Source organism: Aerosakkonema sp. BLCC-F183, from assembly GCF_041929145.1.
In the GTDB taxonomy this organism is placed as follows: domain Bacteria; phylum Cyanobacteriota; class Cyanobacteriia; order Cyanobacteriales; family Aerosakkonemataceae; genus Aerosakkonema.
This window is the reverse complement of record NZ_JBHFNU010000108.1, coordinates 12919-29029: the sequence shown is the minus strand read 5'-3', so window position 1 is coordinate 29029 and position 16111 is coordinate 12919. Positions and strand designations below refer to the sequence as shown.

The window sequence follows — 16111 nt, the reverse complement described above, 5'->3', positions numbered from 1 at the left end:
ACTATCTACCTACTTTTTTCGTCGGTGTGATACTGAGCAAGGCACCCCTTTTACCGGGAACCGCTCCTTTAATCAGCAACAAATTCCGCTCCGCATCTACGCGCACAATGGTGAGTTTGCGAATCGTCACTTGTTTGCCGCCCAAACGACCTGCCATCCGCTTACCGGGATATACTCTTCCCGGTGTTGTTCCAGCACCTACGGAACCGGGCAAGCGGTGATTTTTGGAACCGTGGGACATTGGCCCGCGCCCAAAGTTATGCCGTTTCTGATAACCGGCAAAGCCTTTCCCGATACTTGTACCCTTCACATCCACTATTTGGCCGGGGGTAAAAATATCGACGTTAATCGGCTGACCCAGTTGATAATCACCCGTATTCTCTATGCGATATTCGTTCAGATGACGCAACGGTGGGGAATTCGATTTGGCTAGGTGTCCCATTTCCGGCTTGTTTAGAGCCTTTTGAGTCGTTGAGCCAAAACCGACTTGGATGGCCGAGTAGCCATCTGTCTGCTGCGTCTTAATCTGAGTAATGGGGCATGGCCCCGCTTGCACGACCGTGACGGGGATCGCTTTCCCCGTTTCGTCAAAAATTTGGGTCATGCCTAGCTTAGTGCCGAGGATACCGACAGCCACAGTACCTGGTCTCTCCTTGTTTACGCACTACAATCAACTCGGACTCGGATCAATAAATCCGTCGATCCGCTTTCTTCTGTTTATGGGTGGGTTTAACCGCTATCTCGCTGTTCGCTTCTCTGTCGATCGGCTCAGAAAGAGGGTTAAGCCCGCTCCAAACTCATAAAATAGGTTCCTGCAAGTACAGCTGCTTGCATTCCTACCTTTACCAAACCTTACTTTGGCAAAGCGTCAGCTAATTTAAGCTGTTTGTTAAGTAGCCCAGCAGTAAGCTTGGCATTATTCCCTGGCGCTGAGACTTAAGCAGCAAGCCGCTTAGTATCTCTTTTAGGCCAGAACTCAATGTGGCTTATTGGTTAGCTTGAGAGCTTACCCCACTTTGCTTAACACTTGTTTTCGCTCGGTAGAATTCAAACAACTCTGGACATTACTGCCTTTTTTTGATGTCTCTTCTTGCTTGTTTGACTTTTACCGATCGAAACCGGAGTCTTTTAACGCTGAAGGCATCTAGAGTCGCTGTGACCGCAAGGACTGGATAATTTTTAAGATTGACCCTTACCTTATGGTGCAGAAATAATTTATTTCTGCTAGGAGGAGCCAGCTTATTTAACTGGCGGCATCCCATCTTTGCTTTCAGTCCTTGACAGAAAAAAAAGCAAAATTAAATTTTAGCCACAATCGAACAATATAGACGATTTTTTTGCACTTGTCTAGTCCCTGACAGAAATTTTTTGGCAGCGTTGCCGACTTAGGCCAGCCAGGAAGCAAGTAAATTCTTCAGAAAGTTCTACCCGCACTACTAGAATGACATTATATGTAACGTTTCTTTAACTCATTTAGCGGGTAGCACCCAAGTTTATGGCTTTAATCACAACTGGAAGCAAACTGATTCGAGATCTAGAAAAGTCAGGCGCACTGGGAGTTTACGTTCCCCTGGAGGGAGGTTTTGAAGGTCGTTACCAACGGCGGATACGAGCAGCTGGCTACACCACTTTAAATATAAGTGCGCGGGGGCTGGGTGATGTGGCTATGTACCTGACTGGAGTTCATGGGGTGCGTCCTCCCCATTTGGGTAAGAAGAGCCTTGGCTCAGGCGCAGCAGTCGGTTATGTGTACTATGTGCCGCCGATCGTCAACTATCAGTTGGAACAGCTGCCACCCAAGTCCAAGGGACTGGTGTTGTGGATCGTCGAAGGGCATATTCTTTCCAGTCAAGAGGTTGAGTACTTGGCGAATTTGCCCAGTATGGAGCCGCGAGTGAAGCTAATAGTGGAAATGGGTGGCGATCGATCTTTCCGCTGGATGCCCCTTAAGAATACCTTGGCTGCGGCTTGAGTAAGGAGTGGGGGAGTGGGGGAATCAAAAGTCAAAAGTCAAAAGTCAAAAGTCAAAATTCCTCCCTCTTCCCTCTTCCTCCTCCCTCTTCCTTTTCCCTAACCCCGACGCCCTAACTCCTAATCCCTAATCCCTAATCCCTAATCCCTAGCCCCGACGCCCTAACCCCGACGCCCTCTCAGGTTTTGATACCTTGGAATTAGACCGAGCTAATAGGGAAGACTCTTATGCTGGAAAACCGTGACTACACCTTGATAATTGACAAAAGCGGCAGTATGTCTCTGACAGACCAGTCGGGTGGTAAAAGTCGCTGGGCTGTTATGCAGGAGTCTACCCTCGCTTTAGCCAGCAAATGCGAACAACTCGACCCAGATGGTTTGACAGTTTACTTGTTTTCTGGAAAGTTTAAACGCTACGAGAATGTAACTGCGAGCAAAGTTGCTCAGATGTTCCGCGAAAACGAACCGGCTGGACGAACTGATTTAGCTGGTGTCCTCCAAGATGCCCTCAATAATTATTTTCAGCGTAAAGCTGCTAGGCAAACCAAGCTCAACGGTGAAACAATTTTAGTCGTAACTGATGGTGAGCCAGACGATCGCAAAGCTGTGATGCGAGTGATTATAGAAGCATCTCGATTGATGGATCGGGATGAAGAATTGGCGATTTCCTTCATTCAAGTAGGTACCGACGCGCAAGCAACAAAGTTCCTTAAGGTTTTGGACGACGAATTGCAAAATGCGGGAGCGAAATTTGACATTGTAGATACGGTGACGATCGATGATATGGAGGATATGACCCTGACTGAAGTTTTGCTCAATGCTATCACTGACTGAGAGTGTCTTGTGTTAAAAGTGCGAACGAGTAGTTTTCACAAGATTGGGGTAAAATATGATGGAATCGATTGACGATTTATTAAATCAAATCAAATCTGAGTACGAAGAAAAGGATAAACCTCAGCCACAACAAAAACAGCCACTTCCCCAAGAAAAAAAATCTCCTCAGTTACCACCAATACCAAAACGTCAAGTGCAGGTGTCTTGGCAGTCAAACACTATTTATCCCTCGGCTGCTGAGGACAGCTTACTGGACGAAATCAAGTCTGAATTTGCAGAAAAAGATAGACAGGAAGAACTCAAGAGACAGCAACAAATTAAAGAGGAACAAGCCAGACAAGAGCGCATCCAGCAGCAACAACGACAAGCGCTGGAAAAGGAGGCGGTAGCGTGGTTGAAAAAGTTAAATCTGCGTTCGGAAGAGGGGTTGTGGTTTGAAGAGTTTTCTTATTCTTATCCTTCCAAATTGGAGGCAGCGATCGACTACTTGCAAGCTCTGAAAGAAACTAAATCCTAAAGATAGCTGTCAAATGCGATCGTCTCGATTTTACGTAAGTTGTCGAGCTGATTTGTTATGTTTGATAAAGGATAGGCGTCATGGCTGGATTAATTATTATTTTTACCTAGAAAGTAAGGGCGATCGCAATAAATTTGGTTACGCTAGATAAAGAAGTCTGACGATTGTTGGAGTTTATCTCTTATGACAGGAGGTTCTCTAGTGGAAGACCGCGATTATACCTTAATTATCGACAAAAGCGGCAGTATGTCTACTCCAGACCAAGCAGGTGGTAGAAGTCGCTGGCAAGCAGCAGAGGAGTCTACCCTAGCAGTCGCGAGAAAATGCGAACAGTTTGACCCAGATGGGATTACACTTTACCTGTTTTCCGGTAAATTCAGACGCTTCGATAATGTGGCGTCTAGCAAAGTCGCTCAGATTTTCAAGGAAAATGACCCAGCCGGTACTACCAATTTAGCTGGGGTGTTGGAAGATGCAATAAATAATTATTTTCAACGCAAAGCAGCCGGTCAAACAAAGTCAAATGGCGAGACAATATTGGTGGTGACTGATGGGGAACCTGACGATCGCAAAGCGGTGATGCGGGTAATTATTGAAGCATCTCGCCACATGGATAGGGATGAAGAATTGGCTATTTCGTTTATTCAAGTCGGTACAGATGCAACGGCGACAAAGTTTCTCAAAGCTTTGGATGACGATCTGCAAAGCGCAGGTGCAAAATTTGACATTGTTGATACGGTAACGCTGGATGACATGGAGAGCATGACTTTGACAGAAGTGCTGTTAAATGCGATCGCTGACTAGGGTGACGAGCGACTATTAATTTGTGGGTGCTAAGAAACCCGGTTGCTCGACAAAATCTTAAGCTTTACAGCTAAAGATAGATGAAAAAACCGGGTTTCTTACTTGGGCCTACGTAATAATAATTGCCAAATATTCAGAAGGAGATTTTTGACATGGAAGAACGAGATTACACATTAATTATTGACAAAAGTGGCAGTATGTCTACCCCAGACCAAGCTGGCGGTAGAAGTCGCTGGGAAACCGCGCAAGAATCAACTTTAGCCTTAGCGAGAAAGTGCGAACAATTTGACCCGGATGGGATAACGGTTTATGTGTTTTCCAGTCGATTTAAACGTTACGATAATGTGACTTCTAGCAAAGTGGCGCAAATCTTTCAGGAAAATGACCCGGCTGGCACAACTAACTTAGCTGGCGTGCTACAAGATGCCACTAATCGGTATTTTGAGCGCAAAGCAGCAGGTCAAACCAAGGCGAATGGCGAAATTATTATTGTAGTCACAGATGGGGAACCGGACGATCGCAAAGGCGTGATGAAAGCAATTATTGAAGCTTCGCGCCGAATGGACAGAGATGAAGAACTGGGAATTACGATGATTCAAGTGGGTGCGGATGCAACGGCAAACCGCTTTTTGAAGGCGTTGGATGATGAACTGCAAGGTGCTGGGGCCAAGTTTGATATCTGCGATACTGTAACTATGGATGATATGGCAGATATGAGTTTAGCTGAAGTGTTGCTAAACGCCATTAACGACTAGGGTGTAAACCGTTTGGTTGAGGTGGGGTTTTTACTTTAAACAGCAATTTATCTCATGTCTTACCTGTTCGCGTAGCGTGCCGTAGGCATAGGGAAGCGTGAGATGAATTGCGCGTGAATTGACGACAGTCTCTTGACCTTGCTATCGCATCGGTCAGGAGACAGGTCGGAAACGAACAACTTCTTGTATTCTGATTTGCCGTCGCTGTGTATGCTATCATAAATATTGAAACACGGTAAAAGGTCGATACCATGTACAGAGCAGTCAAACTTAGAATTTATCCTACCGATGAGCAAGAGTCTTATCTGGCTCAATGTTTCGGCAATACTAGATGGTTGTGGAATTATATGCTCAATGCCACAACGACTGCATATAAACAAACAGGTAAAGGTCTTTCTAAGGTGGCAATGGACAAATTGTTGCCAGGGTTAAAGAAAGAGCATGAATGGTTAGGGCTTGCATACAGTCAGGTATTGCAGCGAGTAACCTTCAATCTTTCCAGCGCATTCGTCAACTTTTTTGAGGGTCGGGTAAAATATCCCAACTTCAAGTCCAAACATGGTAAACAATCAATTCAGTACCCTCAAAATGTGAAGCTTATGCCACAGGATTCTGTGATTAAGTTTCCAGGGAGTTTGGGGATAGTTAAAACTGTCTTTCACAAAGAACTACCCTCGGCAAAATTTACGACTGTAACTATATCCAAAAATGTAGATGGTAGATACTACGCTTCTATTCTGTTTAACCAAGAAGATAAACCAGTAGTTGCGATTAACGAGGCTATTGGCGTTGACCTTGGCTTAAAAAATTTTGCAGTCACTTCTGACGGTTCAAAATATGACATACCTAAGAAGCGATTAGCCAAACTAGAGAAGAATAGAAGGCGTAAACAGAAAAAATTAGCCAGGAAAAAGGACAAGACATCTAAGAAATGTCAAAAAGCTCAACGCTTAGTGGCTAAAGCTTCAAGCAAAATAGCTAGAGTAAGAGAGGACTTTCTACACAAGCTATCTCGCCAAATAGCATACGAAAACCAAGTGATTTGTGTAGAAGATTTGGCAGTTAAAAATATGGTGAAGAACCCTAACTTGGCCAAAGCTATTAGTGACCAAGGATGGGGAATGTTTTTAACTATGCTCAAATACAAAGCTGAGAAATTCGGTCATGTCTATCTTGAAATTGGTCGTTTCTTCCCATCATCTCAACTTTGCAGCGAAACTCTACTACCAATCCCAATGTTACAAAACGGTTATGATTCGTTGGGTATTAGGTTTGTAGATTGTCCGCACTGCCTGCGTCAGCATGATAGAGACATCAACGCTGCAATCAATATAAGAAATGAGGGTTTGCGACTTTTGGCGTTAGGAATTAGCGCCTCTGCCCAAGGAGGGGATGTAAGACCAAAGACTTCTGGACGTAAAAAATCCACTCAGTCTGAGGCAATCCCCAATGAGTTGGGAAGCCTACACCGACCTGACGGTGCGGTGTAGGTAGTTCACTTTCCCATTTGATAAGGAAAGCAGTAGCATGAAAGTGTGACTAATTTTACTTATCCTTTACATTCTTTAAAAGAGGGACGGTGGTTTAAGCTGATCTGCGGAGCCAGCTTTCAACATCTCCCGGCGGTGAGAAATCTTACCCTAGCCTATACCCTGGCGGGCGCTGACTGTATCGATGTTGCTGCTGACCCGGCAGTCATTGCGGCGGCACAAGAAGGGTTAAGAACTGCTGCGTGCCTAAGTGCAGAAGCTAAACGGCGAGGGTTTGGCTTTCATAGTTTGCCGTGGTTGATGGTGAGTTTGAATGATGGGGAAGATCCCCATTTTCGCAAAGCAGAATTTAACGCAACCGAGTGTCCGAGTGAGTGTCCGCGTCCGTGTGAAAAGGTTTGCCCCGCTGGGGCGATTGTTTTCGATCGCACCAAAGATAGTTTTTCTGGTGTAATCGATCGCTTATGCTATGGCTGTGGGAGATGCTTGCCGATTTGTCCGAGCCAGTTGATTTTTACTCGATCTTATGTATCGACACCAGATGCGATCGCACCTCTAATCTTACCAACAGGGGTCGATGCCTTAGAAATCCATACGCAGGTGGGACGCGATCGAGATTTTGAAAGACTGTGGAAAGCAATTTCTCCCTGGATAAATCAACTCAAACTGATTGCCATCAGCTGTCCCGACGGTGAGAAACTGATCGACTACCTATGGACACTGTACGACTTGATGAAACCTGTACCTTCTACCCTCGTTTGGCAGACTGACGGACGCCCGATGAGTGGCGATATCGGGATGGGAACTACTCATGCCGCCGTGAAATTAGGACAAAAAGTTCTATCGGCAGACTTACCCGGATATGTGCAATTAGCAGGAGGTACTAACAGCCACACTGTTACGAAGCTGAGAAGTATGGGGTTGCTCAATCGCAGCGAAAATTCCGTATCTGCCAATTTCCGGAACTACATCGCAGGTATTGCCTACGGTAGCTACGCTCGCGTACTCTTGTCGCCAATTCTGGAGCAATTGGAAAAAATCCCCGTCCTCTCTTGTGGAACAGGCGTCTCGCCTGTCCCATCCCCAGACACAGTTCAACCGATGCGTTTGGAAGAGGAACCGGAACTTCTCTGGCAAGCAGTGGCACTAGCTTATTCTTTAGTTTCCCAGATCAAAACCCCTTAAAAGTTTTGTAATATATATGTATTATGAAATACTTCAACAGTCGATACCGAAAACGATCCTGATTTATCCCACTTCTAGGGCTGATGGGGCGGCCTTAAATATTGCCCCCCAAAAGTCGCTTTATTTATAGAAACGGGTTTACCACAAAGTTGTGGAATAAGAGACAATTTGGTTAAACTCGCCTCTAAGTTTTGCCCCACCTTTTGACCGTTCTGTCACCAGTTGTTTACCTCAAACATGATGAAAAATCCTATCGGTACGACTCCTTACGACAAACAGGCCCACCCTGAATCGCAAGTTAGTGTCAAAAACGTCGCCGTAGGAAGAAGGCAGGTTACAGACGATCTCAATAAATTGCTGGAAATTTTGCCCCAAGAAATTCGACAGGTCTTGGAGGAGCATTCATCCCAAAACAGTTTAGTTGAGGTTGTTATGGATTTGGGCAGACGCCCAGAAGCCCGCTTCCCAGGGAAGGCAGAGTACTTGTCGGAAAAACCGATTTCTCGCGAAGACCTTAATTATTGCATACAACGGGTAGGACATTTCAGCGGCGATAACCGCGCCGGCATAGAGCAAACCCTGCACCGGATTAGCGCCATCCGCAATCGCAACGGGGAAATTATTGGCTTGACCTGCCGCGTGGGGCGTGCCGTCTTTGGCACAATTGGCATGATCCGCGACTTAGTAGAAACTGGAAAGTCGATACTCATGCTGGGGCGTCCAGGTGTCGGAAAAACAACTGCTTTAAGGGAAATTGCCCGCGTTTTGGCAGATGAACTGGATAAGCGGGTTGTCATTATCGACACTTCTAATGAAATTGCTGGTGATGGTGACGTTCCCCATCCTGCTATAGGTCGTGCCAGAAGGATGCAGGTTGCTCGTCCGGAACTCCAACATCAGGTGATGATCGAGGCGGTGGAAAACCATATGCCAGAGGTCATCGTTATTGATGAAATCGGCACGGAACTGGAAGCTTTAGCGGCTAGAACTATTGCCGAACGAGGCGTTCAGTTGGTTGGTACCGCTCACGGCAACCGGATTGAAAATTTGGTGAAAAACCCAACTCTATCCGATTTGGTGGGCGGTATTCAGGCTGTAACTTTGGGAGATGAAGAAGCTCGCCGCCGGGGTTCTCAAAAAACGGTGTTGGAGCGCAAAGCTCCCCCAACGTTTGAAATTGCGGTGGAAATGCTGGAACGGCAACGCTGGGTGGTACACGAAAGTACTGCGGAAACTGTAGATAGTTTGTTGCGGGGACGGCAACCGAGTTTGCAAGTCAGGACTGTCAGCGATACTGGTGAAGTCAAGATTACGCGGGAGTTGCCGGCTGCTCCAGCTTTAGGGCAACCTACACCGTCTTGGCGACCGATGGGCTGGCGAGCTTCCGGACAAATGACGCCGATACCTGCAAAGGCAGAAACCGATCGCCATAGCCATAATGAAGCTACCAGTTTCGAGCAGTTGCTGGATGCTTCTTTCCCACAGGCGGATTTTTTTGATGCCGATGCCAAAACATCTGGGCCGAATGGGGAAGATTTGCCCTTGCACGTCTATCCCTACGGTGTCAGCCGCCATCAGTTGGAACAAGCGATCCGGGTGCTGAATTTGCCTGTGGTATTGACAAAAGACTTGGATAGTGCTGATGCGGTGTTGGCGTTGAGGTCGCACGTTAAAAATCATTCTAAGTTGCGACACGTTGCTAAAGCACATCACGTTCCTATCCATGCGATCAAGGACAGCAATATCCCGCAGATTGTCCACGCTCTGCAACGGATGTTGAACATCGATGACACGAGTTTGCCGGAAACTGCGGATCTGCGGCTGTTTGCCCAAAGTGGCAGCGATGACGAGCTGGAAGCTTTGGAAGAAGCGCGATTGGCTGTGGAGCAAATTGTGATTCCCAAGGGTCAGCCGGTGGAATTGTTACCGCGATCGGCTACGGTGCGAAAGATGCAACACGAGCTGGTAGAACATTACCGCTTGCGATCGACCAGTTTTGGCGATGAGCCGAATCGACGGCTGCGGATTTATCCAGCTTAGTAACTTTAACCCCCTCCAATCTAACGATATGGTGGGGGTTTTTATGTAAGTGCTAACAGCCCAGATAAATTCAATGAAACGAGTAAATATCATAAGATGGCATAATGGTGTGGGTTCGAGCCGAACCACGAGGATTATTTCTCAGTTTCTCAGTGATGCTGGGTTTCAAGTTACAGTTAATGGAGTTTATCCCCGGCTTGCCAAAGATACCAACTTCGATAGAGCCAAAAGATTTTTATATAAGAAATATCTTGACCTTCAGCACGAAATTTATCGCTCGTTTAGCGAAGCCATTTTTCATCAGCCGCCTTATGATATAAACTTGTTCCTTGAATTTGTTGAGCCTAAATGGTTTCCTTATGCGCGTGTTAACTTGCTCATTCCCAATCAGGAATGGTTTCAAAAATCGTGGCTTTCTTATCTAGATAAATTCGACAGGATACTCTGCAAAACAAAATACGCCCAAGAGATTTTTGATAAGTTGGGATGCCAGACAGAGTTTATTAGCTTTACCAGCTTCGATCGACTAGACAGCAAACAAACCAAAAACTACGATACGTTCTTCCATTTGGCAGGTAGAAGCTTGCAAAAAGGCACGAATACGCTGATCGATCTGTGGTTGCAGCATCCCGAATGGCCTTGCATAAAAATCGTACAAAATCCCCAAAATGCACGGCCTGTGGCGGCTGATAATATCGAATACATTACTGAATATGTCGATGATGCCCTACTCCGGGAATATCAGAATTACCACGGCATTCACCTTTGCGTATCGGAAGCAGAAGGATTCGGGCATTATATTGTGGAAGCAATGAGTTGTCAAGCAGTAATTATCACTACAAATGCACCGCCAATGAATGAGGCGATCTCATCTGAAAGAGGTATTTTAGTCGATTATAATTATACTCAAGTTCAGCGATTGGGAACGAACTATTATGTCGATCGTTCGGATCTCGAACGGAAAGTAGAAGAAGTATTGGAAATGGATCTCGTATCAAAAAAGCGATTGGGTGAAAATGCTCGTTACTGGTACGAAGAGAACGAGCGGTTTTTCAAACGTAACATTGTTGAGCTACTATCCAATATTTAACGCAAGTTGCTAGTTATAATCCGTAGGGTGCGTCAGAACCTAAAAATTACTGTGAATTGTCCAAATTTAACGATCTGAGGCCCACTCCTATTCCTCCTCCGTGCCTAACCGACTCTACGATTAGATAAGTTTGTATCATTACCACAAAAACGGGAAAGCCGCTTCAGCTTTAAGCTAGAGCGCCGGTTCAGTAAAAGAGGTTGACAAAAACAACATAATCTGTGCTTGGCTTTAGACCGAGGGCAGGGCGAAGCATTTGGACAGAAAATCTTGGGTTTTGTGCCATCGTTCACTGCCCGGTTGCAGGCGATCGAACAAAAGGGCGATAATTTTTGACTGGGTGGGGTCGCGCCCACAGCCTCTCAAGCCAATGGCATTTAAATATCCCAAAATTTCCTGTGCGATTTCCTGTTTGACTACTTGACAAACTGCGGTAACCAACTGTTAATATAGTTAAGGCAGCGCGATGGGGTGTCGCCAAGTGGTAAGGCATCTGGTTTTGGTCCAGACATTCCGAGGTTCGAATCCTTGCACCCCAGTTAATTAAAAAAAATGTCAGAAAATCATCCCAACATTCTAGCTCTCGATTTTGATGGTGTTATTTGCGACGGGCTGATCGAGTATTTTCAGACAGCTTGGCGCACTTATTGTCAAGTGTGGTCGCCTGCAAGTTTAACGCCGCCGGATGATTTAGCAGCTCGGTTTTATCGCCTGCGACCTGTGATTGAGGTGGGTTGGGAAATGCCTGTGCTGCTGCGTGCGTTGCTGACGGGTATACCAGAAGCGAAGATTTGGCAGGATTGGGTAGCGATCGCTCAGCAAATCCTTGTCGAAGAAGGTCTGAAAGCTACAGACATTGGCGCAAAGCTGGACAGCATCAGGGATGAATGGATTGCCAGCAATTTAGATGAATGGCTGAGTCTGCATCGCTTTTATCCGGGAGTTGTAGAGCGATTGCAAGAAATAATTGCCAGTCCAGTTCAGCTTTATATTATCACGACTAAAGAGGGACGGTTTGTTCGGCAACTTTTGCAGCAACAGAATATCGAGTTGTCTGAACGATCGATCTTTGGGAAAGAGTATCGGCGTCCCAAGTCTCAACTCTTAATCGAATTGATCGAGGCTTCAGCTGAATCCCCAGTCATCTGGTTTGTGGAAGATCGGCTGAAAACGCTGCAAGCGGTGCAAAAGCAGTCAGAATTGAATGAGGTAAGGCTTTATTTGGCAGATTGGGGCTATAACACTCAAGCGCAACACGAATCTATTCGCGATGACAAGCGGATTCAGCTTTTGTCCCTTTCTCAGTTTGCCGAATATTTTTCTGTTTGGCCTTAAATTTAATTATTTTTTAACTGTATAAGTTAAATATAAGTTAAAAATTTTTTGGCGTTTTAATAATAAATTAAGCAACTGCTGTAACGCCGCGATCGCTTGATTTTTCACGTTTCTATCCAAGGGTGTTGGGGATTGACAGTCTGGACAATTTAGAAATTATTGTGAATAATTAGTGCATTAAAAGCGAAATTTGATGCGCTTATCGATATTTTCACAACAGAGCGAGCTAATTTTATGGTACAAACTCCTTCATCTCCAGCTCAGTTGAAACTTGATGTCACAGTAGCCAAAGCAGCCGCTGGTTTTCATACAGAAGAAGTTCAACCTGATAAGTATGCAGATTTTGAGTTTCTCTTTACCAGATCTATTGAATTTCGTCAAGAAACAATTTATTTTATTGTTGTCGATCGCTTTTTTGATGGCGATTCTAACAATGACGAAGGCCCAACCCCAGAACTTTACGATCCAACTCGGACAAAATGGGGTAGATACTGGGGTGGAGATTTGCAAGGTATTATCGAGAAATTAGATTATCTAAAAGACATGGGAGTAACCGCGATATGGGTTTCTCCTTTGTTTGAACAAGTGGAAGGTTTGCAGTTTGAATCTGCTGCGATGCACGGCTATTGGACAAAAGATTTCAAACGAATTAATCCTCGTTTTGTCGGGAAGGGCGAACCAACTTCTTTATTTGAGTGTAATGTGTTCGATCGCTTGATTGACGAAATGCACAAACGGGGAATGAAATTAATTCTTGATATTGTGTGCAATCACAGCAGCCCTGATGTAAACGGACACAAAGGAGAACTATACGATGATGGAGTTTTGATTGCCAACTTTTACAACGATGTTAACAATTGGTACTACCACAACGGGGAAATAACTAATTGGGAAGATGAATGGCAACTACTGTACGGCGAAATGGCAGGCTTAGCGACTTTTAATGAAAGCAATCCTGACTATCGCAACTATATTAAAACAGCAATGAAGCAATGGCTAGACCGGGGAGTCGATGCTTTGCGGATCGATACCGTTAAGCATATGCCAACTTGGTTTTGGCAAGAATTTATTACCGATATCCAAACTCATAAACCTTCGGTGTTCGCATTCGGTGAGTGGGGTTTCAGCAAGCCTTGGGATGGCAAATCGCCACAGTTTGCCAATAAATCCGGTATGTCAATTCTCGACTTCGGATTGTGCGAAGCAATTCGATCGGCTTTAGCAAAAAATAGCCAAGGTGGATTTTATTTAATTCAAAACATTTTGGATTTGGATTACCTTTACAATCGGGCAACGGAATTGATTACTTTTATCGATAACCACGATATGCCCCGATTTCAAAGCCTCAATTCCGATCCGAATATTTTAAGACTTGCCATTAACTTGGTGATGACATCTCGCGGCATTCCCTGTATTTATTACGGCACCGAACAATATCTACACAATGATACAAATGGCGGGAACGACCCTTACAACCGCCCGATGATGGAAAAGTGGGATACCGATACCCAGATTTATAAAGATATGCAGCTGCTATCGAAGTTGCGGCGAATCAATCCAGCCATTTCTCTGGGAAGTCAGGTACAAAAATATATCACTCCCGATATTTACTGCTATGTGCGGAAATATCGCGATTCCCGTTGTTTTGTAGCGATGAATAAGGGGTATCCGGCTAAGATTGATGTGATGTCTACAGATTTGGAAGATGGGGAATATATCTGTATTATCACGAAACGTCATTTCCATATCCAAAACGGACAGTTGTTGGGTTTAGAATTGGGAGCGAAAGAAACGATCGTTCTCAGTTACCTGGGAGAAAAGGTGCGAGGACAAACGATTGTGCGGGCGCAACTGAATGGTGTTGCTACCAAACCGGGAGAAACTATTGTGGTGACGGGAGATTGTCCGGAATTGGGAAATTGGGATATCAGTAAGGCTTTCGCTTTGGAATATATCAATCCGAATACCTGGTTTGGCGAAATTCCGTTTAACGAAAGTGCTGGGAAGGGAATCGCATACAAATATGCTATATTGCGCGAGAACCAACCACCCGTGCGAGAAGAAGTCCTCAATCGTCGCTGGATTTTAGCACCTCAAGGTACTGTGAAATGGCAGGACGTTTGGAACCACTAAAGTCATTATGCTGGATCTGACAAAAGTAGCGCGAGAAATGCAAGGTTTGAGTCAGCACTTGAGTGCGGAGGCGACGGCGAGTCGCCAAAGATTGCAAGTGGCTCAAAAATTGCTGGAGGAGGCTTATACTAGACAGGCGGAGTTGGCGGAACAAATAGAAGAAGGTTCCGATCGCTTTATATTTTACCCGCCCATACCAGTCGAACCCTTGGATACCTGCGTTGAGATTCCAGTTCCCCCAAAGGCGCATACTGTCATCGCTACGGATGGTTCCCAAATTGCCCCTTCTCACCACGAGATTGCTTATTGCTATCTAATCAATATCGGTCGGGTGATGTTACATTACGGGCAGGGACGCCATCCGCTTCTCGATAGCTTACCAGAAGTTTTCTATCGACCTGAAGATTTGTATGTTTCTCGCCAATGGGGAATTCGTACTGAAGAATGGATGGGTTATCGCCGTACTGTCTCGGAAGCGTTAGTTTTGTCAGAATTAGCAACAGATTGGGCAAAAAGTCAAGTTGCAAGTTCGGCGTCGGAAAACAAGGAACAGGAAAATCATCAATCGGAAATTGCCAATCCAAAATTGGATGTACCAACTTTAGCAATGGTTGATGGTTCGCTGCTGTACTGGTTTTTGGATGAATTGCCGACAGAGGCGATCGCCCACATCATACCGCCTATTATGGAAGCTTGGGAACAAATGCGAAGATCTGGCATTCCCTTGCTAGGGTATCTCAGCGCCTCTCGCAGCAGCGAATCTCTGAGTTTTCTGCGCCTGCAAGCTTGCACTTACTCTACTCCTAACTGCATGGCTCATTGCAATCATTCACAAGAAAAAACGCCGTGTCAAGTTTTCGATCCTTTAAGGGATATAATTTTTTGGGCATCCCGTTTGCAACCGGGACAACGGGGTCCGCTGTGGCGCAGTACGAATAAAATTATTAATTTGTACGGTGATGCTCACAAAATTTATTTTTGCTACGTTCATGTAGGGAGCGAAATTGCTCGCATTGAAATGCCGGCATGGGTAGCAGAAAATTCTGCTTTATTAGATTTATCCCTCGGTCTAATGTTGGCGCAAATTCAAAAAGGGGATGGTTATCCAATTGTACTTTCAGAAGCGCACAATCATGCGGTAGTTAAAGGGGCCGATCGCGCTCGTTTCTTCGCTTTGCTGGAACAACAAATGATTAAAGCAGGTTTGAAGAATGTGGGCACATCTTACAAGGAAACTCGCAAGCGCAGTAGCATCGCTTAAACTCTATTTAAATCAATTTGGCTTTGCATCTACATAAAACTGTCTTTAACACCGTCAGCAACTTGTTTTGAGAAAAATATATGAAAAACTCCACCCACAAGGGGATGGAGTTGACCACCACTTTCAATAAAGGGGGTAGCTAACGCGGATTTGGTATTACTTCATTTCACTCAATTTTGCTTTGTATTCGCTCATCTTCTTATCTTTAGTACCATAGGCAAGCACGGCCTTTTTTTCCAAATCCAATACTTCAACTATCGCCGTTCCGTCTTTTTCTACCCACGAATTTATATGGACATTGGGGCGGATTTCTACAGAACGTATAGTTTCTTCGCCTGTTTTGCCTTTCTCGTTACCTGTAAGATATTCCCATTTATACTTGTTGGCTGCTGGAAAGTGTGCCTTTATTTTTAGTTCGCCAAAATCAATCAAGAATGTTTTACCTACCCATTCAATTTTTTTTGGTGGTGTCGGTTGTGTTGTTTGTGCTACTGGTTGTGCTTTTTTTGCTGCTGGGGGCGGCTCTTGCTGTCTGCATCCAGCTAACGCTATTATTGCCAATAGCGCGATTGAGCTCAATTTTATCCCTTTCATATTTCTCCAGGAATTCAGCAAATAAAATTATTTCACATCATAGATATTTTGTAAAAAAATATATATAAATTTTAGATTTTGCTCGCTCGCTCGCTGATTTGC

The 16111-nt window shown here is 45.0% G+C and carries 15 protein-coding genes and 1 tRNA gene; 13 read left to right on the top strand and 3 right to left on the bottom strand.

Going from position 1 to position 16111, the window contains the following annotated elements:
* Window position 1: 1 nt before the first annotated feature.
* Window positions 2-637 (bottom strand): 50S ribosomal protein L3, encoded by a 636-nt coding sequence (gene rplC / locus ACE1CD_RS31725; RefSeq protein WP_374792253.1) that lies wholly within the window; start codon window positions 635-637, stop codon window positions 2-4.
* 858 nt (window positions 638-1495) lie between these two features.
* Between rplC and ACE1CD_RS31720 the strand changes: the two genes are divergently transcribed.
* The 9 genes from ACE1CD_RS31720 (at window position 1496) to ACE1CD_RS31680 (ending at window position 10686) form a co-directional block, all read left to right on the top strand.
* The gene (locus ACE1CD_RS31720) at window positions 1496-1972 is read left to right on the top strand and encodes an NAD(P)H-quinone oxidoreductase subunit N (protein ID WP_374827318.1); all 477 of its coding nucleotides are present in this window, start codon (window positions 1496-1498) and stop codon (window positions 1970-1972) included.
* Between the two features lie 227 nt (window positions 1973-2199).
* Window positions 2200-2805: a VWA domain-containing protein gene (locus ACE1CD_RS31715; RefSeq protein ID WP_374792249.1), complete on the top strand. Its 606-nt coding sequence runs from the start codon at window positions 2200-2202 to the stop codon at window positions 2803-2805.
* 55 nt (window positions 2806-2860) lie between these two features.
* The gene (locus ACE1CD_RS31710) at window positions 2861-3322 is read left to right on the top strand and encodes a salt stress protein, Slr1339 family (RefSeq protein ID WP_374792247.1); all 462 of its coding nucleotides are present in this window, start codon (window positions 2861-2863) and stop codon (window positions 3320-3322) included.
* 183 nt (window positions 3323-3505) lie between these two features.
* On the top strand, window positions 3506-4126 hold the full coding sequence (locus ACE1CD_RS31705) for a VWA domain-containing protein (RefSeq protein ID WP_374792245.1): 621 nt from the start codon (window positions 3506-3508) through the stop codon (window positions 4124-4126).
* Between the two features lie 152 nt (window positions 4127-4278).
* Window positions 4279-4881: a VWA domain-containing protein gene (locus ACE1CD_RS31700; protein WP_374792243.1), complete on the top strand. Its 603-nt coding sequence runs from the start codon at window positions 4279-4281 to the stop codon at window positions 4879-4881.
* Between the two features lie 251 nt (window positions 4882-5132).
* Complete coding sequence (locus tag ACE1CD_RS31695; protein ID WP_374792241.1) at window positions 5133-6371, top strand: RNA-guided endonuclease InsQ/TnpB family protein; 1239 nt, start codon at window positions 5133-5135, stop codon at window positions 6369-6371.
* 45 nt (window positions 6372-6416) lie between these two features.
* Window positions 6417-7556: a circadian clock protein LdpA gene (ldpA, locus tag ACE1CD_RS31690; RefSeq protein ID WP_374827317.1), complete on the top strand. Its 1140-nt coding sequence runs from the start codon at window positions 6417-6419 to the stop codon at window positions 7554-7556.
* A 240-nt stretch (window positions 7557-7796) separates the two neighbouring features.
* The gene (locus ACE1CD_RS31685; RefSeq protein WP_374792505.1) at window positions 7797-9596 is read left to right on the top strand and encodes a R3H domain-containing nucleic acid-binding protein; all 1800 of its coding nucleotides are present in this window, start codon (window positions 7797-7799) and stop codon (window positions 9594-9596) included.
* A gap of 73 nt (window positions 9597-9669) precedes the next feature.
* Window positions 9670-10686, top strand: a complete 1017-nt coding sequence (locus tag ACE1CD_RS31680) for a glycosyltransferase (RefSeq protein ID WP_374827316.1) — start codon at window positions 9670-9672, stop codon at window positions 10684-10686.
* 231 nt (window positions 10687-10917) lie between these two features.
* On the opposite strand, the gene ACE1CD_RS31675 is transcribed toward ACE1CD_RS31680, so the two are convergent.
* Window positions 10918-11127, bottom strand: coding sequence for a hypothetical protein (locus tag ACE1CD_RS31675; protein ID WP_374792236.1), 210 nt, complete (start codon window positions 11125-11127; stop codon window positions 10918-10920).
* Between the two features lie 26 nt (window positions 11128-11153).
* Between ACE1CD_RS31675 and ACE1CD_RS31670 the strand changes: the two genes are divergently transcribed.
* The 4 genes from ACE1CD_RS31670 (at window position 11154) to ACE1CD_RS31655 (ending at window position 15415) form a co-directional block, all read left to right on the top strand.
* Window positions 11154-11225 (top strand) — tRNA-Gln (locus ACE1CD_RS31670).
* Between the two features lie 13 nt (window positions 11226-11238).
* The gene (locus ACE1CD_RS31665) at window positions 11239-12021 is read left to right on the top strand and encodes an HAD family hydrolase (RefSeq protein ID WP_374792234.1); all 783 of its coding nucleotides are present in this window, start codon (window positions 11239-11241) and stop codon (window positions 12019-12021) included.
* Between the two features lie 234 nt (window positions 12022-12255).
* A complete protein-coding gene (locus tag ACE1CD_RS31660) occupies window positions 12256-14154 on the top strand; it encodes an alpha-amylase family glycosyl hydrolase (RefSeq protein WP_374827315.1) in 1899 nt (632 codons plus the stop codon).
* 7 nt (window positions 14155-14161) lie between these two features.
* On the top strand, window positions 14162-15415 hold the full coding sequence (locus ACE1CD_RS31655) for a DNA double-strand break repair nuclease NurA (RefSeq protein WP_374827314.1): 1254 nt from the start codon (window positions 14162-14164) through the stop codon (window positions 15413-15415).
* Window positions 15416-15571: 156 nt separating this feature from the next.
* Here ACE1CD_RS31655 and ACE1CD_RS31650 read toward each other — a convergent pair whose 3' ends face one another.
* Window positions 15572-16009, bottom strand: a complete 438-nt coding sequence (locus ACE1CD_RS31650; protein ID WP_374792228.1) for a MoaF N-terminal domain-containing protein — start codon at window positions 16007-16009, stop codon at window positions 15572-15574.
* Window positions 16010-16111: the final 102 nt, after the last annotated feature.

Excerpts from the sequence above, each read along its gene's own strand:
- ACE1CD_RS31720 (WP_374827318.1), top strand. The coding sequence starts at position 1,496 with ATGGCTTTAATCACAACTGGAAGCAAACTGATTCGAGATCTAGAAAAG.
- ACE1CD_RS31715 (WP_374792249.1), top strand. The coding sequence starts at position 2,200 with ATGCTGGAAAACCGTGACTACACCTTGATAATTGACAAAAGCGGCAGT.
- ACE1CD_RS31710 (WP_374792247.1), top strand. The coding sequence starts at position 2,861 with ATGATGGAATCGATTGACGATTTATTAAATCAAATCAAATCTGAGTAC.
- ACE1CD_RS31705 (WP_374792245.1), top strand. The coding sequence starts at position 3,506 with ATGACAGGAGGTTCTCTAGTGGAAGACCGCGATTATACCTTAATTATC.
- ACE1CD_RS31700 (WP_374792243.1), top strand. The coding sequence starts at position 4,279 with ATGGAAGAACGAGATTACACATTAATTATTGACAAAAGTGGCAGTATG.
- ACE1CD_RS31695 (WP_374792241.1), top strand. The coding sequence starts at position 5,133 with ATGTACAGAGCAGTCAAACTTAGAATTTATCCTACCGATGAGCAAGAG.
- ACE1CD_RS31685 (WP_374792505.1), top strand. The coding sequence starts at position 7,797 with ATGAAAAATCCTATCGGTACGACTCCTTACGACAAACAGGCCCACCCT.
- ACE1CD_RS31680 (WP_374827316.1), top strand. The coding sequence starts at position 9,670 with ATGAAACGAGTAAATATCATAAGATGGCATAATGGTGTGGGTTCGAGC.
- ACE1CD_RS31665 (WP_374792234.1), top strand. The coding sequence starts at position 11,239 with ATGTCAGAAAATCATCCCAACATTCTAGCTCTCGATTTTGATGGTGTT.
- ACE1CD_RS31660 (WP_374827315.1), top strand. The coding sequence starts at position 12,256 with ATGGTACAAACTCCTTCATCTCCAGCTCAGTTGAAACTTGATGTCACA.
- ACE1CD_RS31655 (WP_374827314.1), top strand. The coding sequence starts at position 14,162 with ATGCTGGATCTGACAAAAGTAGCGCGAGAAATGCAAGGTTTGAGTCAG.
- ACE1CD_RS31650 (WP_374792228.1), bottom strand. The coding sequence starts at position 16,009 with ATGAAAGGGATAAAATTGAGCTCAATCGCGCTATTGGCAATAATAGCG.